The 24841-nt window shown below is 48.3% G+C and carries 18 protein-coding genes; 9 read left to right on the top strand and 9 right to left on the bottom strand.

Annotated elements, in window-relative coordinates; genetic code table 11:
* The first annotated feature begins 100 nt into the window (after positions 1-100).
* Complete coding sequence (locus DW896_RS14290; RefSeq protein WP_008662067.1) at positions 101-1954, top strand: sulfatase-like hydrolase/transferase; 1854 nt, start codon at positions 101-103, stop codon at positions 1952-1954.
* On the opposite strand, the gene purN is transcribed toward DW896_RS14290, so the two are convergent.
* Complete coding sequence (gene purN / locus DW896_RS14285) at positions 1945-2532, bottom strand: phosphoribosylglycinamide formyltransferase (RefSeq protein WP_016272085.1); 588 nt, start codon at positions 2530-2532, stop codon at positions 1945-1947. The genes DW896_RS14290 and purN overlap by 10 nt on opposite strands.
* A 149-nt stretch (positions 2533-2681) precedes the next feature.
* Between purN and DW896_RS14280 the strand changes: the two genes are divergently transcribed.
* Genes DW896_RS14280 through rnc form a run of 3 tightly spaced genes read left to right on the top strand, consistent with a single transcriptional unit; the run spans position 2682 to position 5091 of the window.
* Complete coding sequence (locus tag DW896_RS14280; RefSeq protein WP_004291965.1) at positions 2682-2918, top strand: acyl carrier protein; 237 nt, start codon at positions 2682-2684, stop codon at positions 2916-2918.
* 21 nt (positions 2919-2939) lie between these two features.
* Positions 2940-4205, top strand: coding sequence for a beta-ketoacyl-ACP synthase II (gene fabF, locus DW896_RS14275; RefSeq protein ID WP_022401863.1), 1266 nt, complete (start codon positions 2940-2942; stop codon positions 4203-4205).
* A gap of 7 nt (positions 4206-4212) precedes the next feature.
* Positions 4213-5091, top strand: coding sequence for a ribonuclease III (gene rnc, locus DW896_RS14270; RefSeq protein WP_005833810.1), 879 nt, complete (start codon positions 4213-4215; stop codon positions 5089-5091).
* Here the strand turns inward: rnc and DW896_RS14265 are convergent.
* On the bottom strand, positions 5050-6060 hold the full coding sequence (locus DW896_RS14265) for an ATP-dependent 6-phosphofructokinase (RefSeq protein ID WP_005833813.1): 1011 nt from the start codon (positions 6058-6060) through the stop codon (positions 5050-5052). The genes rnc and DW896_RS14265 overlap by 42 nt on opposite strands.
* 122 nt (positions 6061-6182) lie before the next feature.
* Between DW896_RS14265 and DW896_RS14260 the strand changes: the two genes are divergently transcribed.
* Positions 6183-7694: a GH3 auxin-responsive promoter family protein gene (locus DW896_RS14260; protein WP_005833815.1), complete on the top strand. Its 1512-nt coding sequence runs from the start codon at positions 6183-6185 to the stop codon at positions 7692-7694.
* A gap of 145 nt (positions 7695-7839) precedes the next feature.
* Here the strand turns inward: DW896_RS14260 and DW896_RS14255 are convergent, their stop codons facing one another.
* Positions 7840-8721, bottom strand: a complete 882-nt coding sequence (locus DW896_RS14255) for a DUF3078 domain-containing protein (RefSeq protein ID WP_005825995.1) — start codon at positions 8719-8721, stop codon at positions 7840-7842.
* A gap of 99 nt (positions 8722-8820) precedes the next feature.
* Positions 8821-9873 carry a tRNA 2-thiouridine(34) synthase MnmA gene (gene mnmA, locus DW896_RS14250; RefSeq protein ID WP_117588605.1) on the bottom strand — a complete coding sequence of 351 codons (1053 nt, stop codon included), beginning with the start codon at positions 9871-9873 and terminating at the stop codon, positions 8821-8823.
* Between the two features lie 125 nt (positions 9874-9998).
* On the opposite strand from mnmA, the gene cysS reads away from it, so the two are divergent.
* A complete protein-coding gene (cysS, locus tag DW896_RS14245) occupies positions 9999-11474 on the top strand; it encodes a cysteine--tRNA ligase (protein WP_098031929.1) in 1476 nt (491 codons plus the stop codon).
* Positions 11475-11615: 141 nt separating this feature from the next.
* On the opposite strand, the gene DW896_RS14240 is transcribed toward cysS, so the two are convergent.
* The 3 genes from DW896_RS14240 to DW896_RS14230 form a co-directional block, all read right to left on the bottom strand.
* Complete coding sequence (locus DW896_RS14240; protein WP_034532708.1) at positions 11616-13646, bottom strand: patatin-like phospholipase family protein; 2031 nt, start codon at positions 13644-13646, stop codon at positions 11616-11618.
* 145 nt (positions 13647-13791) lie between these two features.
* Positions 13792-15336 (bottom strand): sulfatase, encoded by a 1545-nt coding sequence (locus DW896_RS14235; RefSeq protein WP_008662082.1) that lies wholly within the window; start codon positions 15334-15336, stop codon positions 13792-13794.
* Positions 15333-16532, bottom strand: coding sequence for a glycoside hydrolase family 88 protein (locus tag DW896_RS14230; protein WP_005826007.1), 1200 nt, complete (start codon positions 16530-16532; stop codon positions 15333-15335). Before DW896_RS14230 ends, DW896_RS14235 begins: the two co-directional genes overlap by 4 nt.
* Before the next feature lie 171 nt (positions 16533-16703).
* Here DW896_RS14230 and DW896_RS14225 point away from each other — a divergent pair, with 171 nt between their 5' ends.
* Positions 16704-17147: a PaaI family thioesterase gene (locus DW896_RS14225; RefSeq protein WP_005826009.1), complete on the top strand. Its 444-nt coding sequence runs from the start codon at positions 16704-16706 to the stop codon at positions 17145-17147.
* Here the strand turns inward: DW896_RS14225 and DW896_RS14220 are convergent.
* The gene (locus tag DW896_RS14220; protein ID WP_008662085.1) at positions 17092-18006 is read right to left on the bottom strand and encodes a DUF3108 domain-containing protein; all 915 of its coding nucleotides are present in this window, start codon (positions 18004-18006) and stop codon (positions 17092-17094) included. The genes DW896_RS14225 and DW896_RS14220 overlap by 56 nt on opposite strands.
* Complete coding sequence (locus DW896_RS14215) at positions 17921-19903, bottom strand: Ig-like domain-containing domain (RefSeq protein WP_192916495.1); 1983 nt, start codon at positions 19901-19903, stop codon at positions 17921-17923. The genes DW896_RS14220 and DW896_RS14215 overlap by 86 nt, the downstream gene beginning before the upstream one ends.
* Positions 19904-20184: 281 nt before the next feature.
* On the opposite strand from DW896_RS14215, the gene DW896_RS14210 reads away from it, so the two are divergent.
* Together DW896_RS14210 and DW896_RS14205 are read left to right on the top strand one after the other, a co-directional pair.
* Positions 20185-21360, top strand: coding sequence for an efflux RND transporter periplasmic adaptor subunit (locus DW896_RS14210; protein WP_005833830.1), 1176 nt, complete (start codon positions 20185-20187; stop codon positions 21358-21360).
* Between the two features lie 54 nt (positions 21361-21414).
* Positions 21415-24834, top strand: a complete 3420-nt coding sequence (locus DW896_RS14205; RefSeq protein ID WP_117589468.1) for an efflux RND transporter permease subunit — start codon at positions 21415-21417, stop codon at positions 24832-24834.
* The last annotated feature ends 7 nt before the right edge of the window (positions 24835-24841 follow it).

The raw sequence follows: 24841 nt of genomic DNA, 5'->3' as shown, positions 1-24841 counted from the left end.
TACAGCCCGATAATACAAAAGACGTCACTATATAAGCTCCTCACGCCTTTACTATCAATGCCGAATCAGAGGAAACTATAGGCAAAACATTACAATATCAATGCAAAAAATACAGTTAGAGAAATCACTCAGTGAAGGATTTATTTTTTATGCAATTTCAACTCTGACGATTGCCATACAATTTCTGTTTTATCTGATTCACAGTCCCCGGCTCGCCATGATGGACGTGGGAGGCTGGATGTTTTATATAACGGCCGCTTGCTCACATGCCGCCTTGTGGGCACTTATTCCTTACATCATATCCTTAATCGTAGCCATTACCGTCCGGCGCCATCAAGCCGCCGCCATCACACACATTATTCTTGTATCATTACTCAATATACTTGCTTACATAGACGGCAGTGTGTACAGTCTTTACAAGTTCCATATCAATGGTTTTGTACTGAATCTCCTGGTTGGAGAGGGCAACAGTGAGATTTTCACATTCAGCTTCTGGCTTTATCTGAAGATTGCAGGAGTATTAGTGGGTATATTTGCCGCCAATACTTTGCTAAGAATACTTGCAGGCCATTGTTATACCCGCTTTCACCGCTGTGGCTTCCGTCCTATACTTGCCACTCTGATTTTGTTTGCACTATTCTCTAACTTTTATCATGCCTATGCCGCCGTAGCGCAAAAGACTTCAGTGATTCGCAGCGCCCCCTGCCTGCCCTATTACTTCCCGCTTACGGCAACCCGCCTGATGATGAAGTTAGGAGTGGTCTCATCCAAGGATGTCATTAAAATGAACTTCAACAACAAAAAGCAGTCTGCTGACCTCAACTATCCGATAGATTCTTTGAAATACGAAGTCCATTCCAACCCCAAGAATGTAGTGCTGATAGCCATAGACTCATGGAACTACCGCGCCTTTAACCAGGACATTACACCTCATATCAGCCACTTTGCCGACAGTTGCAGCAGATTCACCTCCCATCTAAGCAGCAGCAATGGCACACGTGGAAGTATCTTCGGGCTTTTCTTCAGTCTCTCATCCATCTACTGGACTGATTTTGAGGTATCGGGCATACAGCCCCTGCTCATAGAAGAACTATTGAAGCAGAATTATCAGATAGGTATTTATCCCAGTGCTACAATCGTCAACCCGCCATTTGCCAAAATACTTTTCTCAAAGGTACCCGACTTGCGTACCCATACCGAAGGAAAAACCGTTTATGACCGCGACTGCCGTATTACAGCAGATTATCTGCAAGCACTCGATACGCTGGGCAGCGGTACAAAACCTTTCTTTTCCTTTCTCTTCTATGATTTGGCACACGGATATGAAGTGCCGAAGGACAAGCTTTATCGTTTCCAACCGTCCTGGGAGTTCGCCGACTATATGAAACTGAACAACGACATAGACCCTACTCCTTTCCTGAACCTCTACTACAACTGCGTGGCGGAAGCCGACTCACTGGTGGGATGCGTCCTCCACAAACTTGAGGAAAAGAAACTGCTAGACAATACCCTGGTCATCATTACCGGAGACCATGGACAAGAATTCAATGAGAATCATAAAAATTATTGGGGCCACGGCAGTAATTATTCACCGGTACAAACACATATCCCCTTCCTATTATATGAACCGGGAGAACAGCCACATACCTACCATCACCGTACCACGCACTATGATTTTGCACCAACCCTAATGAATAAAGTGCTGGGTGTAACCAATCCGCCTTCCGATTACAGTATGGGGCATTTAATAACCGATACTTGTCCACGGAACTGGCATATCGTGGGCGACAATCTCAATTATGCCTTTATCGTAGAAAATCATACTATTCTGGAAAAACACCCTTCCGGATATATAGAAATCAGCGACAGTGCATTGAATCCCCTGGAAAACTACAAGATAGACAACCGTAAGCTGAACGAGGCCATCCTCTCCCTTAACCGATTCTATAAATAACTGGGAGAGAGGCCTTCCACCAACTCCTCTATCACCTTCGGATAGTATTCATACTCCAGCCGGTGGATGCGTTGCGCCAGCTCCTCCGGCGTATCGCCCGGCAATACGGGGCATTTCTGCTGGCAGATAATGCCGCCTTCGTCATAATGCTCATTCGTATAATGGATGGTAATACCGCTTTCCTTTTCGCCGGAAGCAATCACTGCCTCGTGCACACGGTCGCCGTACATTCCCTTTCCACCGAACTTGGGCAGCAACGAAGGATGTATATTTATCATTTTATTGGGATAAGCATGCAGAATATTGTCCGGCACACGTGCCAGGAATCCTGCCAATACCACAAAATCAATATCATGCTCTCGAAGCGTCGACAAAACAAGCTCTCCACTTTCCCAATCGCTCTTGGCAAACCAGACACAAGGCACTCCCAGCCCCTTGGCACGCTCTAAAACAAACGCATTCTGCCGGTTAGTCAAAACCAGAGCCACACGTGCCGAACCTTTTTCCCGGAAATAACGGATGATATTCTCGGCATTCGTACCACTTCCCGACGCTAAAACTGCGATATTTTTTCCCATAATCCCTCCAATTACTGCACAAAACCGTGAAAAATGTGCAAAAAGGTGCATTTAATTCATCAAATATTTGCGAGGAATGATAAATATTCATTCCTTTGCACCGCAAATTTAAAGAAATAAAACTAATTATTAATTAAAAACTTAAAGTTATGTCTGAAATTGCATCAAGAGTGAAAGCGATTATCGTCGATAAATTAGGCGTAGAAGAATCAGAAGTTACTAACGAAGCTAGCTTCACTAACGACCTGGGAGCTGATTCTCTTGACACTGTAGAACTTATCATGGAATTCGAAAAGGAATTCGGTATCTCTATTCCCGATGACCAGGCTGAAAAGATTGGTACTGTAGGTGATGCTGTATCTTACATCGAAGAACACGCTAAGTAATCTTATCCATTCGTTTATAACATGGAATTAAAAAGAGTTGTAGTAACAGGTCTCGGCGCCATTACTCCCATTGGCAACAGTGTTCCCGAATTCTGGGAAAATCTTGTGAATGGGGTTAGTGGAGCAGGACCTATTACTCATTTCGATGCATCGCTTTTCAAGACTCAGTTTGCATGCGAAGTAAAAGGCTTCGATGCTACCAAATATATAGACCGCAAAGAGGCCCGCAAGATGGACTTGTACACACAATATGCCATTGCAGTAGCCAAAGAAGCGGTAGGTGACTCTGGGCTTGACGTCGAAAATGAGGATTTAAACAGAATCGGTGTCATCTTCGGCGCCGGTATCGGTGGCATCCGTACATTCGAAGAAGAGGCGGGCAACTATGCCCTGACCGGTAAGGAAAACGGCCCCAAATTCAATCCGTTCTTCATCCCCAAGATGATTTCGGACATTGCTGCCGGACAAATTTCCATCATGTATGGTTTCCATGGTCCCAACTACGCAACTTGTTCTGCATGTGCCACTTCCACAAATGCCATTGCCGATGCGTTTAACCTCATCCGTTTGGGTAAGGCAAATGTTATCGTGTCCGGTGGTTCGGAAGCTGCCATCGCCGCTTGCGGTGTAGGTGGTTTCAATGCCATGCATGCATTGTCAACCCGCAATGATTCTCCCGAAACTGCATCCCGTCCGTTCAGCGCAAGCCGTGACGGATTCATCATGGGTGAAGGTGGCGGTTGTCTCGTTCTCGAGGAACTGGAACACGCCAAGGCACGCGGTGCCAAAATCTATGCGGAAGTTGCCGGCGTAGGAATGTCTGCCGACGCTCATCACCTGACAGCCTCTCACCCCGAAGGTTTGGGAGCCAAGTTAGTGATGCTGAATGCGTTGGAAGATGCAGAAATGAAACCCGAAGAAGTAGATTATATCAATGTTCACGGTACATCTACTCCCGTAGGTGATATTTCGGAAGCAAAAGCAATCAAAGAGGTATTCGGACAGCATGCGTATGAGTTGAACATCAGTTCGACAAAATCCATGACCGGTCACTTGCTGGGCGCTGCCGGTGCGGTAGAATCCATTGCAAGCATCCTCGCCATCAAGAATGGCATTGTTCCTCCGACCATCAACCACGAAGAGGGTGATAACGACGAAAACATCGACTATGGCCTGAACTTCACGTTCAACAAAGCACAAAAGCGCGAAGTGAACGTAGCTTTGTCCAATACTTTTGGATTCGGTGGTCATAATGCGTGTGTCATTTTCAAGAAATACGCAGAATAATAAGGTCGTGTTACGTAACCAAATAGATAAAATAAGGCTCTTGTTCCGCAAGGATAGAGAGTCTTATTTTTGTTTTTACAGAATTCTCGGCTTCTTTCCACGTGACATCAAGGTCTATCAGCAGGCTTTGCTGCATAAATCCATCTCCATGCGCTCCGAAAAAGGACGTCCCATCAACAACGAACGGCTGGAATTCTTGGGCGATGCTATCCTCGACGCCATTGTAGGAGATATTGTCTACCGCCATTTCGAAGGACGCCGCGAAGGTTTCCTTACCAATACCCGTTCCAAAATTGTACAGCGGGAAACACTCAACAAACTGGCCGTGGAAATCGGACTGGACAAACTGGTGAAATACTCCACCCGCTCCTCATCCCACAACAGCTACATGTACGGCAATGCATTCGAAGCCTTCATCGGCGCCATTTATCTGGACCAGGGCTACGACCGCTGCAAGCAGTTCATGGAAGAGAAGATTTTCAAAAACTATATCGACCTCGACAAGATGTCTCGCAAAGAGGTCAACTTCAAGTCAAAACTCATCGAATGGAGCCAGAAGAACAAAATGGAGGTGTCATTCGAGCTTATCGAGCAGTTTCTCGACGAAGAATACAATCCGATGTTCCACACCGAAGTCCGCATCGAAGGGATATCGGCAGGTACCGGCACCGGTTATTCCAAGAAGGAGTCGCAACAAAATGCGGCACAGATGGCATTGAAAAAAATTAAGGATGCCGCTTTCAAGGAGGAAGTCCAGGCAGCCAAGGAGCGGAGCCATGCAACAGAAACCGCCACAGAAGAAAATCCCATGGCAGAAGCTGTTGAAGAATCCTCACAAGAAAAATTAGCCGAAACAGATTCCCATCCTGCGCCCCTGGACAACTAAGTCATTGTCTTCCGTCACCAGCTTCAACTTGCCCGCAATCTCCTCCAGCGGTGCAGAAGCTATTTCATTTCCCTTTAAGGTAATCATCCGCCCGAACTGCCCGTTGGCAATCAGTTCCGTGGCATGTCCGCCCATACGTGTGGAAAGGTTACGGTCAAAAGGTGTGGGTGAGCCGCCTCGCTGAATATAACCCAACACAGTCTCACGGGTCTCGATACCCGTCTCATACTCTATCTCCTGAGCGATATACTCGGCGGCACGCTTCCGCCCGTCCGTCTGTATACCTTCGGCTACCACCACGATGGAGTAAGGCTTTCCTTTCTTCAGCCGATTCAGAATCGTTTCTCCGATACGGTGGATATTATAGGGAATCTCCGGAATCAGAATCACGTCACCACCGCCTGCCATACCGGAGTATAAGGCTATCCAACCTGCCTTGTGCCCCATCACCTCAATCACCATCACCCGTTTGTGCGAGCTGGCCGTGCTGTGCAACCGGTCGATGGCATCCGTAGCAATGCTGACGGCAGAATCGAATCCGAAGGAGAAATCAGTTCCCCAAATATCGTTGTCTATGGTTTTAGGTACAGACACAATGTTCAGCCCCATAGCAGAGAGTTTGGCGGCTGTCTTCTGCGTACCGTTCCCGCCGATACAGACTACACAATCAAGCCCCATCTCTTCGATATTCCGCGCTATCAGTGCCGGTTTGTCCACGCCGGACATCACGCCGTTCTTCTTAAAGGGCTTCTCGCGCGAAGTACCGAGCATCGTACCTCCCAAGTTCAGCAAACCAGATAAGGACTTTTCGGTAAACGACTCCACATCCTTGGTCAGCAGCCCCTGAAAACCGCTGTGAATGCCAATTACCTCCATTCCATAATGGTTGATAGCTGTTTTGCATACACCGCGAATGGTAGCGTTGATGCCGGGACAGTCGCCTCCTGAAGTCAAAATACCTATTCTCATGATATTTTTGTTTGAATTATTGTTCTATAGGTCCGTAAAGATAGAAAAAAAAGAGAAAAAAGATAGAGATGCCGATAAATAAGATTATTTTTGCGGTTTAAAATAAGATTTCACAAAGAACGATGAATATTACAAAGTTTCTGAATAAGGTATATTTTGCTCCCCGTCTGAAAGAAATCGAACAATACACCAGCCATGCCGGTGAATTGCAACAGCTTGTACTGCAGCGCCTCGTCCGGACAGCGGCAAACACGGAATGGGGAAAGAAGCATGACTATGCCTCTATCCGTACTTATGAAGATTTCAAGAAGCGCCTTCCCATACAAACTTACGAAGAAGTAAAACCTTATGTAACCCGCCTGCGTGCCGGTGAGCAAAATCTGCTTTGGCCTTCGGAAATACGTTGGTTTGCCAAATCATCGGGTACCACCAACGACAAGAGCAAGTTCCTGCCCGTCAGCCGGGAGTCCTTGCACGACACGCATTACAAGGGAGGCCGGGATGCCGTTGCCATCTATCTGGGACAGAATCCCGAAAGTCGCTTCTTTTCCGGTAAAGGGCTTATCCTTGGAGGCAGCCACGCTCCCAACCTGAACACCAACCACAGTCTTGTAGGCGACCTCTCCGCCATCCTCATAGAAAATATCAACCCACTGGTAAACTTTGTCCGCGTACCCAGCAAGCAGACAGCCTTGATGGAGCACTTCGAGCCCAAAATGGAGGCCATTGCCCGCGAAACCATCCATGCAAATGTAAGCAACCTTTCCGGTGTACCGTCCTGGATGCTTGTACTCATCAAACATATACTGGAAAAGACGGGAAAGCAGAGCCTCGAAGAGATATGGCCCAACCTGGAGGTATTCTTCCACGGCGGCGTTGCCTTCACTCCCTACCGCGAGCAATACAAAGACGTGATCCGCAGCAGCAAGATGCATTATGTAGAGACTTATAACGCCTCCGAAGGCTACTTCGGCACGCAGAACGACCCTGCCGACCCTGCCATGTTGCTGATGATTGACTACGGTATCTTCTACGAGTTCATCCCGCTTGAAGATGTAGGCAAGGAGAATCCGCGTACCTTCTGCCTCGAGGAGGTGGAGCTGAACAAAAACTACGCCATGGTAATCTCCACTTCTGCCGGTTTGTGGCGATATATGATTGGAGATACGGTGAAGTTCACATCGAAGAACCCCTATAAGTTCGTCATCACCGGACGTACCAAGCACTTTATCAACGCGTTCGGCGAAGAACTGATTGTGGATAACGCGGAAAGAGGACTTGCCAGGGCATGTGCCGAGACCGGTGCACAAGTAGTAGATTACTCTGCTGCTCCCGTGTTTATGGACAAGCATGCCAAATGCCGCCACCAGTGGCTGATAGAGTTTGCACAAATGCCGGACAGCCTGGAGAAGTTCGCCAAAGTATTGGACGATACCCTGAAAGAGGTGAACTCCGACTACGAGGCTAAAAGGCAGAATAATCTGGCGCTGCAACCGCTGGAAATCATCGTTGCCCGCCCCAACCTCTTCCATGACTGGCTGGATAGCAAGGGGAAACTCGGCGGACAGCATAAGGTGCCCCGGCTCAGCAACACGAGGGAGTATATAGAGGAAATGCTGGAACTAAACCGGTAAATTACTATATCATAAAAATCAAGCGCGGATTACGCAAATTACGCGGATAAATTAATAAATCCATGTAATCTGCGTAATCCGCGTTTTACAAATCAGTCAGTACGTTTTGACTTTACTTTTTCATTTCAACAATCAGCCTCAAGGATTAGAAATTATATGCCAGCCCAATTCCCAGCACTTCCTTAAACTGCACCTTGGCGCCCTTCTTCACTCCATTGTCATCAAACGTTTTCACATCATTGTCATACTTCAGAGTTGTATTGATGGTAGCCGACAATACTTTATTGATTTTCATGCTGATAAGTACATCCCAATTCACATCTATGTTTCCAAAATCTTTGCTGTAAGGAGTAAAGAAATCAGCCGTAGTAATCAGATTCACATTCTCCATCACGGGCAATTCAGCACGGGCTTTCACAAAAGCGCCACCCTCTATCTTGAAGTGGTCACCCGGGTCTACACCAAAGGCACCCAAATCGGAGAGATAATCATCAGTCACGAAAGTCATCTTGGTGGAAACGGGTGAAAGCAGCAGAGAATAGTTACTTTTAGGCCTCCATTCCATACCCAGAGCGATATTCGAATAGGCAGGAGCAAAGAAATTGGAAATCTGGTGCTCTTTGTCGGGATAGTCATATCCTTTGGCAAACTGGGTATTCAAATCACCCATCAGCGTATAGAACCAGACGTTGTCGGTAGAATATCCCAACTGAGTGGAAAGCCCTATTTTATCACTACTTTTCCTCATCCCCTGAGATTTGGTTTTGGACAAGCCATAGTCCAGCACCATGTTGGTGACCCAGAGCCAGTTTCCTTTCTTGTGTGTCAGTGATGCATTCAAGTAGGCATTTCCAGCAATGGAATTTTCACCTCCTGCCGACCAGTTGGCCATGGCAGTCTGTGACATATTAAGACCAGTCACTCCTTTCAATACCCAAGCTCCCTCCTGATAACCTTTATCATCCGTCTGAGCATAAGTTATGGTTGCTAAAGCAGCAAACAACATTACAATATATATCCTTTTCATATTACAGTTCGTTTTAAAAGTTTCTCATAAAAAGACGTCTCATAAAATTAACAACATTTACTATCTTTTGTTCGAGAAGCTATAAAACGAATGTAAGGTTCAGAGAATAATTCCACCGCCCAACAAGTATCCGTCCTTATCATAGAAAGCCGCTGCCTGCCCGGGTGCAATGGATTCCAGCGGCTCTATCAGACGGACACGTAACAGACCTTCCACCGTAAGAGTCACCCTGCACCGGTTTGCCTGCTTACGGTAGCGTATCTTCACAATAACCTCGTTTGCACCCAGCACACGACTATTCTCCACCAGGTTCCAGTCTCCCAGCCACATTTCCTGCCTGTAGAGGGAAGAGAGCGGAGCTAAAACGACTTCATTGCTTTCCACTCTTGTCTCTTTCACAAAAACAGCCTTGTTCAGATGGATACCCAAGCCCCTACGTTGCCCTACGGTATAAAACGGATAGCCCTCATGCCATCCTAAGAAATTCCCCTTTTCATCGACGAATCTACCTTTACCGGGTAATAGTGTTTCAGGAACCTCACGCTTTAAAAAGGAACGGTAATCCAAAGGGCAAAAGCACACACCTATACTGTCTTTCTTCGCAGCCACCTGCCCGAAACCACGCTCCGCCGCATACGAGCGCGCCTCATTTTTCGTAATATCTCCCATCGGAAGCAACATACGCTGCAGGATGTCCTGCTTCAATCCCCACAGAAAGAAAGTCTGGTCTTTGTCCTTATCTGCAGCAGGAGCTATATAATACTTTCCTCCGGACAAGACTTTACGCACATAATGTCCGGTAGAAATCCAATAAATCCCCTTTTCATCGGCTATTTTAGCCAACAGCGCCCACTTCAGCTCATTATTGCAGACCGTGCAAGGAACGGGAGTACGCCCCCTTAGATACTCTTCCACAAAATAGCAGATAATACGCGAACGGAAAAGCTCGCGTGCATCATAGGTAATGTGTTTCATCCCCAGCTTCAGGGCCAGAGCCCGTGCATCTTCCAAATACCCGGTCTCATCTCCTGCCTCATAGAAACGGAAAGTCACGCCAGTCACCTCATAACCGGCTTCCTGCAACCTCATGGCGGCCACGGAACTATCCGTGCCGCCACTCATGCCAAGCAATACACGTTTATCTGACTTCATGGATACAAAAGTAATAAACGAAGGTGAAATCCGTTGCATTTACTCTTATAAAACAGAATATCATTATAGATTTTCACAGATTTATTATACCTTTGTACTCCTAAAAGAACTAATAATCAACTGTTATGGAACATCAACTGACCATTTACAACACTTTAAATAGAAAAAAAGAGCTGTTCGTACCGCTGCATGCACCGCATGTAGGCATGTATGTCTGCGGACCGACCGTGTACGGTGACCCGCACTTGGGACATGCACGCCCTGCCATCACTTTCGACCTGCTGTTCCGCTACCTGACGCACATCGGCTACAAGGTGCGCTATGTCCGCAACATTACCGACGTGGGCCATCTGGAGCACGATGCCGACGAAGGTGAAGACAAGATTGCGAAAAAAGCCCGTCTGGAACAACTGGAACCAATGGAAGTGGCACAGTACTACATCAACCGCTATCATAAGGCGATGGATACATTGAATGTGCTGTCTCCCAGTATCGAGCCACATGCCAGCGGCCACATCATCGAACAGATAGAACTTGTAAAGGAGATATTGAAGAACGGATATGCCTACGAAAGTGAAGGTTCCGTTTATTTCGATGTAGAAAAATACAATAAGGACCATCACTACGGCAAGCTCTCCGGACGCAACCTGGATGATGTTCTCAACACCACCCGCGAACTGGACGGACAGAGCGAGAAGCACAACCCCGCAGACTTTGCCCTCTGGAAATGTGCGCAACCGGAACACATCATGCGTTGGCCTTCCCCGTGGAGCGACGGCTTCCCCGGCTGGCACGCCGAATGTACAGCCATGGGAAAGAAATACTTGGGCGAGCACTTCGACATTCATGGTGGCGGCATGGACCTTATCTTCCCGCATCACGAATGCGAGATTGCACAATCCGTAGCTTCCCAAGGGGAAGATATGGTACATTATTGGATGCACAACAACATGCTGACCGTGAACGGACAGAAAATGGGTAAGTCTTACGGTAACTTCATCACATTGGAAGAGCTCTTCAAAGGCACACACCCCATGCTGGAGCAAGCCTACAGCCCAATGACCATCCGCTTCTTCACCCTGCAAGCCCACTACCGCAGTACGGTAGACTTCAGCAACGAAGCTCTGCAAGCCGCCGAAAAGGGATTGGCAAGACTGATGGATGCTGTACATGGACTGGACAAGATTACCCCTGCTGCAACCTCCACCATAGACGTGAAATCCCTGCGTGCCAAGTGTTACGAAGCCATGAATGATGACTTGAACTCACCGATTGTCATCGCCCACCTCTTCGACGGCGCCAAGATGGTAAACAATATCCTAGCTGGAAACGATTCCATCACAGCCGAAGACCTGAAAGAATTGAAGGAAACCTTCCACCTCTTCTGCTTCGACATCTTAGGATTACAAGAAGACAACGCCTCCAACGAAGAGCGTGAAGCTGCCTTCGGCAAGGTAGTGGACATGCTATTGGAAGAGCGTTCAAAGGCAAAAGCCAACAAAGATTGGGCTACATCCGACAAAATCCGCAATGAACTCACCGCGCTCGGTTTCGAGATTAAGGACGGTAAGGACGGAAGCGAATGGAAGCTGAATAAATAACGAAGGTATCATAACTCACCGCAGAATCATACAGATTGGGGGTAAGTTTTAGGCAGAAGAACAAAAGAACATATTTTTCTCTTGTTCTTCTGTTCTTTTGTCTGAAAAATAAAATCCATGTAATATTTTGATATATCCTCGTTAGAATACGAATCCGAACCCAGCATACCACCCTACTTTCTTCGTCTGGTTGGACCAATTCAACTGTATCTCCACTGGTCCCAGAAAACTCTTGTACATATAGCCGATGCCTACCCCTGCCATATCAGCCGATTCGGAAGAGTCAAGAATCTGATGAAACTTCCCGGAGTTTCGCCCATAACTGCCCATCACTGATATATACTGGTTTTTCAAGATACGCTGTCTGAGGTTCAGCCCTGCAACCAGCAGTGCGGCTTGTGACAGTTCCGCACGGTTGATGCCCGTAAACGGTATCTGCTGTGGCATATAGCGCCCCGGTATGGTTCCCCCCACCATATTAATGATGGCAAAAGGATAATTACCGCTTCCGGACAATACGCGTCCATAAAACGAAGGAGTGACAGTGAACTTACTCGAGGGAGAGAAACATCCCTGCCAACGGGCATCGAAAACAGAAATAGGATTGTTGTCCTTATACTGGAAGAAGTTATCCGTATAGAGATGATAGGATACCGCCCACGACATACCTTTTGTAGGGGCGCTCCTCTCATTCAAGTTGTTGAACACAAGTCCGGCAAAGTAACTGAATAAGGACGAATTTTCAAACAGTGCCGAAGCTAACGGGTCGAGCGACAGCAAATCATGATAGTGGTAGTAATCAAAGTCAATGCCCAGACTGACCTGGATATTGTTCCAGTCCTTCGCCGCCCCCATACGGACCAGTTGATGTGTAAAAGTCAAATCCAGCGCCCGTTTGCCTTCATTGTAAATATTCATATCTTTATAGTCGAACTGATAGGCAAGTCCCGCCTGCCATCCACCGTCCCACTGGTAACTATATCCGAGTCGTGCCAGTGTACGCTTGCCCAGACGGGCAGTAAGGCTGACCAGCGACTCGCGCTGCCGGCCGAAATAGAAGTCCGTATTTGCCTGCAACGCCGCCAGTTCTTCTGTATCAAAGCGAAAACCGACATTCAGCTTGTTCTCCCGCACAGCAGGGGCGGCTATTTGGGAATCAACGGGAATCTCCCTATCAACAGCCGCGCCGGGCAAGCGGAAAGGTCCCGGGCGGCGAGGCTGATAATCTTCTGCAAGTCCCAGCTTCCGTTTCAGGGCAAGCAGTCCGTCCCAACTGTCCATGGCAGCACGCTCTCCCCGCACCATCAAAGTGTCGATGGCCTCTTTGGTGAAACTTGCAGCCGAATAGCCGGTGACATCCACCTTTATCAACACGTCGGTATTACGCAGATTCTCACGGTATTTCTTCTCTCCTTGCAGATTGATGATTTGCCCGAAGATGTCTTTCACCGATTTCAGCTCGGAAGCCTTAAGCAGCGGACTCTGCACATCCACCCCGATAATGTAGTCGGCCCCCATGGCAAGCGCCACATCTACCGGATAGTTATTCACCATTCCACCGTCCACCAACACCATTCCATCCAGGTCTACCGGAGCAAACACACCGGGAATGGACATGCTGGAACGCATGGCAGTAGCCAGTATTCCCTCATGGAACACTACTTCGCTGCCATTCACCAGATTTTCCGACACGCAGGCAAACGGAATAGGCAGACGGCTAAAATCCACAGAATCCTGGTAACCTTCTGTCAATGTGGAGAACAAACGTGCCAGGTTCTTCCCTTTTATGATACCCGCATCCGAAACAGCGGCAGATTTCAAAGAAAACGGAATGGAGAGTACATAGCGCTCCGACTTCAACCGGTCATCCAGCAACACATCCTTAGGATTGGGGGCATCCGAGAGCAAGAATTTCCAGTTCTGGGCATTCACCATACTGTCCAATTGCTGCGGGGTATATCCGATAGAATACAAACCGCCCACAATGGCCCCCATACTAGTGCCCACCACATAATCTATAGGGATACCCGCTTCTTCAATTACTTTCAGAGCACCGATATGCGCCGTCCCTTTGGCGCCACCCCCACTGAGTACGACAGCCACTTTCGGACGCCCGGACGCCCAAAGGACCATCGGCAAAAACAACAAACAAGCCCATAGTCTATACTTCATCTCCATCATTTACTTAATACGTATTGGTAATTTATTCCATTCTGAATTAAACAACCCGCTCCGACAAATAGTTCACTATCAGTCGAAGCGGGTCGCAAAAAACGTTCAAGCAATTTATGGAGGATTATCTATAACCCATTTCCAATCAATAAGGTATCATATCCTTCAAGATACCTTCCTTATACCAAGGATCATCAATCTCTTTCAACACTTTGCCCATCTCTGCGCAAAGGTCTTTTACGACTTCTTGGTTTTCTTCCAAAGAAAGGTTATTCATCTGATACGGATCCTTTTCATCGTCAAACAACAAACTTTTGACCAGCTTATGGTTTTCGCGGTCAATGTAGAGCGCCAGCGTGTAGCGCGCCGATTTAAAGCCGCGCGACGAAGGGAAGTAGGAACGGACCATGCCTTCCGCATCCTTCTCACCGTCCAGGTTCTGGATGTAGAGAGCGCCGGTAGGACGGACAATATCCGCCTTTTCATCGAAGAAAAGCGGTGCATAGTTGCGGCCCTGCACCTCGGTCGGGATGGAGTCGGCAAGACCGGCAAGACCCAACAAGGTAGGCATGATGTCCGGCGAGGAAAGCATCAAGTCGTCCACGCGGGGCTTAATCTTATCGGGAAAACGCACCAGGAAAGGAACGTTCATGGACTCGGAGTATGGGGAATTCTTCGGGTCTTCCGTATGCTGGCTGCACATGGTCTCTCCATGGTCGGAGGCAAACACGACAATGGTATTTTTGTCCAGTCCGAGTTCCTTCAAGGCATCGAGTATCTGACCGAAAGCACGGTCGACACCCGTCACAGAAGCAAAGTAGTATCGTGCACTCTCTGCCTTGAGCATCTTGGAGTCGGCATTCGGACGGACGAGCAAGCTGTCCAGAGGCTGGTTTTTATAGAGATTGAAATCTTCCTCCATACAGTCGTCCAAAGAACGGTACGGACTATGGGGAGGATTCATACCTACCATAATGAAGAAAGGTTTCTTCGGGTCGCGTACATTCCCCTCGTTCTTCAGATAAGACACCACCTTGCCCGATTCGTGTAACGGTGACCACTCGCGCGGGTCGTGGCGACGGCCTTCCGTATCCCAGTAATGCGGATTCTTGTGTTCGTCAAAGGTACCGTAAGAATACCAGTAATTGAACCCATGACGACGTTCTTTCGGCGTATAGGCATCCCATGCAGGTACACGGTCTTCCACATACTGTCCGGGACGTTCGGGGTCATTGGGGGTAGGAAAGTCGGCATGCAGTTTGCCAAAGTAGGCGCAGTCATATCCGGCATTGCAGAAAACATCGCTCACACACACAGCATCCTCACGCAGGGAGCTGATGGGACGGCTCGAATTGCAATTCAATGGAATACCACTCTTATTAGGATACATTCCCGTCAACAGAGAACCACGGTGGGGACTGCTCAACGGGCAGTTGCTCATGGCAGATGTCAACACCACTGACTCCCGGGCAAAATCATTCAAGCGCGGGGTATGCACCGGGTCATTCCGAAAGTTCACTTTCTCGCGAAAACCTTCCTGGCCCCAGAACTCCATCGCCTGGTTACGGTATTGGTCGGGAAAAACGTAAATGACATTCGGCTGGACGGATTGTTCCGCCTGCGGGGCTTTACAGCCCTGCAAGGCGAACAAACCTAAACCACCTAACAAAATATTTAATTGAGTTTTCATTTTTCCAAGTCTCTTTTACGCATCAATCCTTCCAGGAAGTAATAGTCGGCATAGTTCAACGGTACATCAATCTCCGCACCGTGAGGAATACTGCCCACAGAGTGCATCAGGATGAAGTTGCCGTTGGTACCCACCTTGGCACGGTAGGAAGGAGAAGCGAGGCTTTCCATAATCCGGTCGGCGGTTTCCTTGTATCCCTTATCCGGCAGATAAGTACTCAGCTCGTAAAGGGCGGACGCCGTGCAGGCAGCTGCCGAAGCATCGCGAGGTTCATTCGGGATATTGGGGGCATCGAAATCCCAGTAGGGAACCAAGTCTTCCGGAAGATTCTTGTTGTTGAAGATAAAGTTGTAGACCTTTTCAGCCTGCTCCAGGTATTTGGCATCGTGTGTATAGCGATAGCACATGGTATAGCCGTACAAGGCCCACGCTTGTCCACGTGCCCAAGCAGACTCGTCGGCATAGCCTTGTGCAGTCTGTCTCTTACGGACTTCACCGGTTTCGGGGTCATAATCCACCACATGATAGCAGCTGTTGTCCTCACGGAAATGGTTAGCCATAGTCGTATCGGCGTGCTTCCGGGCTATGTTATAGAAAGTGGAGTCGCCGGACAGCTTGGAAGCTTCGAACAGCAGTTCGAGGTTCATCATATTATCAATGATAACGGGACATTTCCAGCCACGTTCAGCCTGCCACCCCTTGTCTGCATCCCATGACTGAAGTACGCCTGCTGCAGGGCGGAAACGGGTAGACAATGATTTGGCTGTCTGTATGATGACCGGCTTGTACTCCTCCTTACCCGCAAAACGGTATCCGTTCAGGTAGCTGCTGCCAATCATAAAGCCCACATCATGGTGCCAGGTAAGGTATTGTACCGAATCCAAATCCTCGGTATACTTCTCTGCCAGCGGCAGCCACTTCTGGTCACCGGTCAACTCGTACATATGCCAGATATTACCGGGGAAGAAGCCGGAACACCAATCGTCGATAGGTACATAGACAATGTTCCCATCCTTATCAATGGTACGGGGATTAAGGATTTTACCGGATTTTTCGATAATGTCTGTCTGAATTGTCTCCTGAGCCACAGCATTATCAATGTTTTCTTGGATAAAGTTGCTTTCAGCCTGCTTTTGCCCTGCGCAACCTGCCAATACAAGGAGGGAGATTCCCAATGTAGTGAGGACTGTTTTCATAATAAGGGATTTATTTATTAAGAGTTTATGATTTTTCCTGCTGCAAAAGTAGAGCAAGTGTACAGATTTGACCCGCCTAAATAATTCAATTAATGGCTAAAATCGTTACTTTTGCGTCCGGAAGCACATATTTTCCACCCATTAATCACTAAACATTAATCATTACTCCCCATGACCGCACAAGAGTTTTTTAAGAACGACCGCTTCGCCACGAATGCAGGTGTAGAACTGATAGAAATAAAGGAAGGATACAGCAAGGCACGCCTGGTTATCACAGCAGAGCATCTCAATGCAGGAGGCCGTACGCAAGGAGGGGCCATCTTCACCCTTGCCGACCTGGCACTGGCAGCAGCAGCCAACTCCCACGGAACATTGGCCTTCTCTCTTTCGTCCAATATCACCTTCCTGCGCAGCAGCGGACCGGGCGATGTACTGTATGCCGAAGCACGCGAACGCTACATCGGCCGCACCACCGGATATTACCAGATCGACGTCACCAACCAGGAGGGAAAACTGATTGCCACTTTCGAATCCAGTGTATTTAGAAAAGGGGATAACATCACTTTTTCCTTACCACAGACGTCATCGGATAGCGGTTGCCCCGGACACTCTTGAAGAATGCCTTGGCCGAACCGAAATTCAAATACATGTCCAAGCGAATGGGAAGGTGGTTCTTATCATCGGATACGAAGAAGGTGATGACCTCCTTCTCCTTACCTTTCTTGTACTCTACGAAAGAGAATACCAAGCAGCGGTAAACGGTGTCGTTATTCGCCTTGACCTCCTCCTTGCCGCGGTAAATCAACGTCTGCTCTTCCACCCTGCGTCCCGTGGCCATGGGAAAGAGTATCTTCTGCCCTACCTTGTAGTCTTTAGGGTCATAAGAGCGCGCCTGCGCCAAAATGCTCAACATATCGAAGATACAGCGACTATCACTGTATTCCATCTCCTGAGCCTCACGCACGGGATTGTGCCAGGTGCGTCTCTGCTTTACATTCGCCAGTCCGTCCGAGTAGGAGAACCAAGCCTCGTCCACCGTATGGCGGCTTCCCTCCTCCGCCGCTTTACGGAAGTAGAGCGGCTCCAACCTATCGCTGACATAACAAGTCAGCGTATCACGCATCTTGAAGAAAAAATCGGTCTTTTTACTGCCTACACAAAGCAAGTTAAAGCGGAATGCAGGCTCGGAATGGTAAGTCGTGGCATTGGTAGTGAGGCTTGCCAACCCCACCTTCTTCCAAATGAACTTCCAATTGAAATATAAATCGTACATGACATGCTCGCCCGACTGGAAAGCTTCATTCTTTGCAGTACATTGGGCCTGAACAGACTGGGAGGTTCCCAAACAGACCGCTCCCACCATCAACAGAATGAACAATTGCTTCCGCCTAATAGCTATGGCCCCTACCACTGTTGCGGCTGCTATTGCCACTGCGGTTATTTTTGTTCCTGTTTTGCTTTTTCTTGTCTTCATCTGGTTTTTGTTTTTTTAGTTCGTCCGGCTTCTGCCTATCCAGGGACTTGGCCTTAATATCCCATTCCTGGGTCAAATCAAAGTTCGCTTTAAGCTCCAGAACCATCGGATAATAGTAAACCATTTCAGGCTGGCGCTTCTCGGCATAGTTTCCCGTATCCCAGACGCCATTCCCATTCGTATCATTTATCAGCCGCGCTCCATATTTGCCCGGATTGAGGAAATAGAAATCGGCTTTCCCATCCACCACCGGCACCGTGCGCAGCACTTTGTCCTGACCGTCCAGTAGTTCCACAAAAGCCAGAGAGTCCGCTCCATGCACATTAAAGAATATCTGCCCGTACTCTTCCAGCTTCTTGGCCTTGAAGTCCTTCTTTATCTTGTCGGAGAACAACCCGTACAACCCGCGTATGGCAGCAGAATCCACTTCAAATGTATAGCTTTCGCCGGGTGCCCATTCGGCAAACAGATTATAACGCTTCAAGTCCAAAGAGTCGCGCATAAAGTCGAACGGGACATCCTGCCACAACGAGTCCACTTTCAGTTTCAGATGGAAAGCGGTGGTATCTATGCTTGCCACCGGCTCCGTAAACGACAGAGTAAGATAATCATATACATCGATTGCAGAAGGGGCATACACATCTACAGCCAGGAATTCCGTCGGCTCGGGCTCTTCCACCTCACCTTCCTTCAACTTCTTCTTTTTCTTCTCACGCTCTTTCTGTTCCTTTTCCTTCGCTTCCTGCTTCTGCTTCTGCTGCTTGTCGTATGTCAACTTCGCCAGCACATTCAAAGTATCGGTACGGGGTACCAATCGTTTCAGGCTATCCGTATACAAATAGGTGATACTCATTTTCAGGGAATCCTGCTTATAGAGCAGAGAATCCTTTATCCAATAATGAATCGTATCGTTCCGGCCGGTAGGCTGTTCTATAACAAACGCATCTTCCTCATTAAAGTTCAATCCTTTCAATAAAGGCAACGTGTCTGCCGGAGCAGTGAAATAGAGCGAAAACTTCTCCGGAGTCAACCGTTCGGCCTTCAAAAAACGTTGCGAGAAGGAAAGCTCCTTGAAAGCACGCAGCAGAACATCATCCGGAAGGTAGTGGGTATATTGACGTTCTACAATCGTATCTACTGTCAGCGAGTCTATCCAGGTCGTATCCTGGCGCATGCGCTCTTCCATGGAAGGAATGATGATAGAGTCATTAAAAGCTATCACTTCCGTCGGCTGGGAATAGGCAAAATTCTGGTCGGCATCCTGCAAGGCATAAATGCGATACTTGCCGGGAGCCACTCCACGGATAGAGAAGCGTCCGCGACTGTCCGTACGCCCCACCCGCTCAAAAGGAAGTTTGGTAAAAGCGGAGTCGGCCAGATTGGCATGCAGACCGACCAGCATTCCTTTCACCGGTTCAAGATTGGCCGCATTCAGTACTGTACCGGCCACAGCCATAGAGTCGAGACGGTCGCCCGTAGAGAAAGAATAGAAGAAATTCTCCAAGGGATTCCCCTCATTATTATCCTGGATGGCATCACCAAAATCGAATGTATAAGTAGTATTGGGTTTCAATGTATCCTGCAGAGTGATGACCACCTTCTTCCCATTAGACTTAATTTCGGGCTGCTGCACCTGCGGAGGGGATATTACAATCTTCTCATTCGGCTTGTCAAGCTTGATAAATTCATCGAACTCAATGGAAAGTTTATTTTTATTGTGATGGAGTGCGCCGGGCGTGGGAGTACCGGAAATAAAACGCGGAGGAGTCTCATCATAAGGTCCTCCTTCAATACGGCCCACACTGGCACAAGAATACAGTGCGGCAGCTATGGCAACACCCCCCAACAACCTGCGGAAAAGCGGCTTCATTTTAGTATGGCGTTTACGTTCTAACATGCTGCAAAAATAAAGGTTATCTGCCAATTAGCGGTATGCTTTACAGTATTTTAATCAAAAAATGTCCTTTCGTTCTCATCTATGTATGAAACATAGTTAAAAAAGGAAGTGTTTCACACCTTATATACTAAGAAAAGAATATTTTTGCAGACGAAAACTGAATAGGAGTATTCAGTTTTCTTTTTCCTGCCTTATTTCTAAATCATGAATTACACACAAAAACGCCTTTCAAGAATCGAAAAAAAGAAGAATATAAAATTATACAGAGAACAAAAAAGAGTATGAAGAGTAGATTAGTATTATTGGCATGTTGCCTGGCACTGCTCAGCAGTTGCGGACAAGGCGACAAAGGAACGGGTAAAGCTCCCGAATTTGCAGTGATTGAGGCAAAGACCACCACTGCCAACTTGACAAACAGCTACCCTGCTACTATCAAGGGTAAACAAGATGTAGAAATCCGCCCGATGGTGAGTGGGTTCATCACAAAATTGCACGTGGATGAAGGCGCAACAGTGCGCAAAGGACAAGTGTTGTTCAGCATCGACCCCGTACAGTATCAGGCAGCCGTAAATTCGGCCAAAGCTGCTGTTGAAACAGCCAAAGCTGCCGTAAACACACAAGAACTGACTGTAAACAACAAACGTGAACTGAACAAGAAAAACATCATCAGTGACTACGATTTGCAAATGGCCGAAAACCAGCTGGCACAGACAAAGGCACAACTGGCACAAGCCAATGCCCAATTGGTCAATGCCAAGAACAACTTGTCATACACCAGTGTAACCAGCCCCAGTGACGGTGTAGTAGGTAGCATTCCCTACCGCGTAGGTAGCTTGGTTAGTCCTTCCGTAGCCAGCCCGCTGACTACCGTTGCCGACATCTCCGAAATGTACGCCTACTTCTCCATGACCGAACGCCAACTCTTGTCACAGATTCGTGAAGGCGGTAGCACCAAGGAAATTCTGGAAAAGATGCCGAATGTACAGTTGCAGCTCATCGACGGAACCATGTATGCCGACAGTGGCCGCGTGGAGACAATCAGCGGAGTCATTGACCAGACTACCGGTTCGGTAACCATGCGTGCCCTCTTCCCCAACAAGCACAACGTGCTGCGTAGTGGAAGCACCGGCAATGTGGTATTCCCCAACCCGCTGCATGATGTCATCATGATTCCACAGTCTGCCACTACCGAAATCCAGGACAAGCAGTTCGTATTCGTACTGCAACCGGACAACACGCTGAAAAATACCGAAGTTAAAGTGTTCAGCTTAGACGACGGCAAGTATTATTACGTGACGGAAGGTTTGAAAGCAGGCGAAAAAATCGTTATCGAAGGGGTACAGAACCTGAAGGACGGACAGTCCATCACGCCCATCACGCCTGCTGAAAAGGAAGCCGAATACCAGAAGGCCCTAAAAGACCAGAAAGAAGGCAATATTCAGACTGCGTTTCAATGAAAGAATGAAAAATAAAAAAATTCTTCAATTTTTAATTCCTTAATTGTTCATGAAATGAAATTAGATAGATTTATTAACCGTCCGGTACTATCAACGGTAATTTCCATCCTGATAGTAATCTTAGGAGTTATTGGCCTGGCTACCTTGCCTATCACCCAATACCCGGACATTGCACCTCCCACCGTATCGGTAAGTGCGACTTACCAAGGTGCCAATGCCCAAACGGTGCTTAACTCCGTTATCGCTCCGCTGGAGGACCAGATTAACGGTGTGGAAAATATGATGTATATGAGTTCGAGCGCCACCAACAGCGGTTCGGGCGACATCTCCATCTACTTCAAGCAAGGTACCGACCCCGATATGGCAGCGGTGAACGTACAGAACCGCGTTTCCATGGCGCAAGGCTTGCTGCCTGCCGAAGTTACCAAAATCGGTGTAACCACCCGTAAACGCCAGACTTCCATGTTGATGGTATTCTCCATCTATGATGAAAAAGACCAGTACAACATCGAGTTCCTGGAAAACTACGCCAACATCAACCTTATCCCTGAGGTGAAACGTGTCAACGGTGTGGGCGATGCCATGGTATTGGGACAAGACTACTCCATGCGTATCTGGCTGAAACCTGATGTAATGGCCCAATACAAACTTATCCCCAACGATGTGGTTGCCGCCTTGAGCGAACAGAACATCGAAGCGGCTCCCGGCCAGTTGGGTGAGCGCGGTAACCAAACCTACCAGTATACCCTGCGCTACAAAGGACGTCTGCAACAGACTACGGAGTTCGAGAACATTGTCATCAAGGCCTTGGAGAACGGTGAAATACTCCGTCTGAAGGATGTAGCAAATGTGGAACTGGGCCGTCTGTCATACGGATTCAACAATATGGTAAACGGACATAAAGCCGTGAGTTGTATCATTTTCCAGATGGCAGGCAGTAATGCCACGCAGACCATCTCGGATATCGAGGCCCTACTGGACGACTATTCCAGCAAACTGCCCGCCGGCTTGAAGATAAACATTGCACAGAGTGCCAACGACTTCCTCTTCGCTTCCATACATGAGGTAATCAAGACATTGATCGAGGCCTTTATCCTGGTGTTCATCGTAGTGTATATCTTCCTGCAGGATATGCGCTCCACGTTGATTCCCGCCATCGCCATTCCCGTGGCGTTGATTGCCACCTTCTTTGTATTGAAACTGATTGGCTTCAGTATCAACTTGCTGACCCTTTCGGCCATGGTGCTTGCCATTGCGATTGTGGTCGATGATGCCATCGTCGTCGTCGAGGGCGTCCATGCCAAGCTGGACCAGGGCTACAAATCGGCCCGTACAGCTTCCATCGACGCCATGAGTGAACTGGGTGGTGCCATCGTCTCCATTACGTTGGTGATGATGTCCGTATTCGTTCCCGTGAGCTTCATGGGAGGTACGGCAGGTACTTTCTACCGTCAGTTCGGTTTGACCATGGCGATTGCCATCGGTTTCTCGGCTCTGAACGCCCTGACCCTGAGTCCTGCGCTGTGTGCCATCTTCCTGAAACCTCACAACGGCGGACACGAAAGTCTGAAAGAGCGTGTAGGCGTTGCCGCCAAGGAAGCCCGCAAGATTATGATTGCACGTTATGCCGACTCTATAGGCCGGTTGATGCGTCCCGGCATTACACTGCTCTTCGTGACGGTAGCTATCCTGGGCATGATTTTCGGTCTGTTCAGCTTCAGCGAACACCCCATTCTGTGTAGCTTGATGATTATCATCAGTGTGCTGGCGTTGGCAGGTATGACTACCGACAAGTTCAAACAATCCTTCAATGACTCATACAACGGTATCCTGGGCAAGTATAAGAAACAAGTGCTGTTCTTCATCCAGAAACGCTGGATATCGGCAGGACTGGTTATCGGCTCTATTGTACTGTTGGGCGTATTCATGCAGATAACCCCGACCGGTATGGTGCCCAACGAAGACACCGGTACCATCATGGGCGCTGTGACACTGCCTCCGGGCACTTCACAAGAACGCGCACAAGAGATTTTGAACCGTGTGGACAGCTTGGTTGCTGCAGACCCTGCCGTACAGTCACGTACCGTTATCTCAGGTTATAGCTTCTTGGGCGGTCAAGGCCCCTCCTACGGTTCACTCATCATCAAGCTGAAGAACTGGGAAGAACGTTCCACGATGCAGAACTCCACGATTGTGTACGCCACTTTGTACATGCGCGCCCAAAAGATTATCAAGGAAGCGCAGGTATTGTTCTTCGCGCCGCCTATGATTCCGGGTTACTCGGCTTCAAGCGACATCGAGTTGAACATGCAGGACAAGACGGGTGGTGATTTGGACCACTTCTTCGACGTGGTGAACAACTATACTGCTGCCCTGGAAGCGCGTCCGGAAATCAACTCCGCCAAGACATCCTTCAACCCTCACTTCCCGCAATACCAGCTGGACATTGACGCTGCCGCTTGTAAGAAAGCAGGTATCAGCCCCAATGACATCTTGACTACCTTGCAGGGATATTACGGTGGTTTGTATGCTTCCAACTTCAACAGCTTCGGTAAGATGTACCGCGTAATGGTACAAGCCGAACCTGATGCTACCAAGAATATGGAAACACTGCAAAGCATCAAGGTGCGCAACGGCAACGAGATGGCACCTATCACGCAGTTCATCTCCATCAAGAAAGTATATGGTCCTGACGTCATCAGCCGTTTCAACCTCTACACCTCCATGAAGGTGATGGTGGCTCCCGCATCAGGCTACACTTCCGGTCAGGCTCTGCAAGCCATTGCCGAAGTGGCGCAGGAAAACCTGCCTGCCGGTTTCGGTTATGAGTTGGGAGGTATGGCGCGTGAAGAGGCCGAAACGAGTGGCAGCACTACGGGACTCATCTTCATATTGTGCTTCGTATTCGTTTATCTGTTGCTGAGTGCCCAGTACGAAAGCTACATCCTGCCTTTATCCGTATTGCTGTCCGTGCCGTTCGGTCTGCTGGGTAGCTTCCTCTTTGTAGGCGGTATAGGCGCATTGGGCAGCATCCCGGCACTGAAAATGATTCTGGGTACGATGTCCAATGACATCTATATGCAGATTGCCCTCATCATGTTGATGGGTCTGTTGGCCAAGAATGCCATCTTGATTGTAGAGTTTGCCCTCGAACGCCGCAGAATGGGTATGAGTATCACCTGGGCAGCCGTATTGGGTGCCGCAGCCCGTCTGCGTCCTATCTTGATGACGTCGTTGGCAATGATTGTCGGTCTGCTCCCGCTGATGTTTGCTTCCGGTGCGGGTGCCAACGGTAACCGTACGCTGGGTACGTCTGCCATCGGCGGTATGTTAATCGGTATGATTCTGCAAATCTTCATAGTGCCCGCACTGTTCGTGGCATTCCAGTACTTGCAGGAGAAATTCAAGCCGATGGAATGGGAAGATGTGGACAACTCGGATGCAGAACCGGAGATTGAACAATATACAAAATAGTGATTAA

Origin of the sequence: Bacteroides sp. AM41-16 (genome assembly GCF_003603495.1) — a bacterium.
Lineage (GTDB): Bacteria > Bacteroidota > Bacteroidia > Bacteroidales > Bacteroidaceae > Bacteroides > Bacteroides uniformis.
The sequence above is the reverse complement of the archived record's forward strand: the minus strand, read 5'-3'. Positions and strand labels throughout refer to the sequence as shown.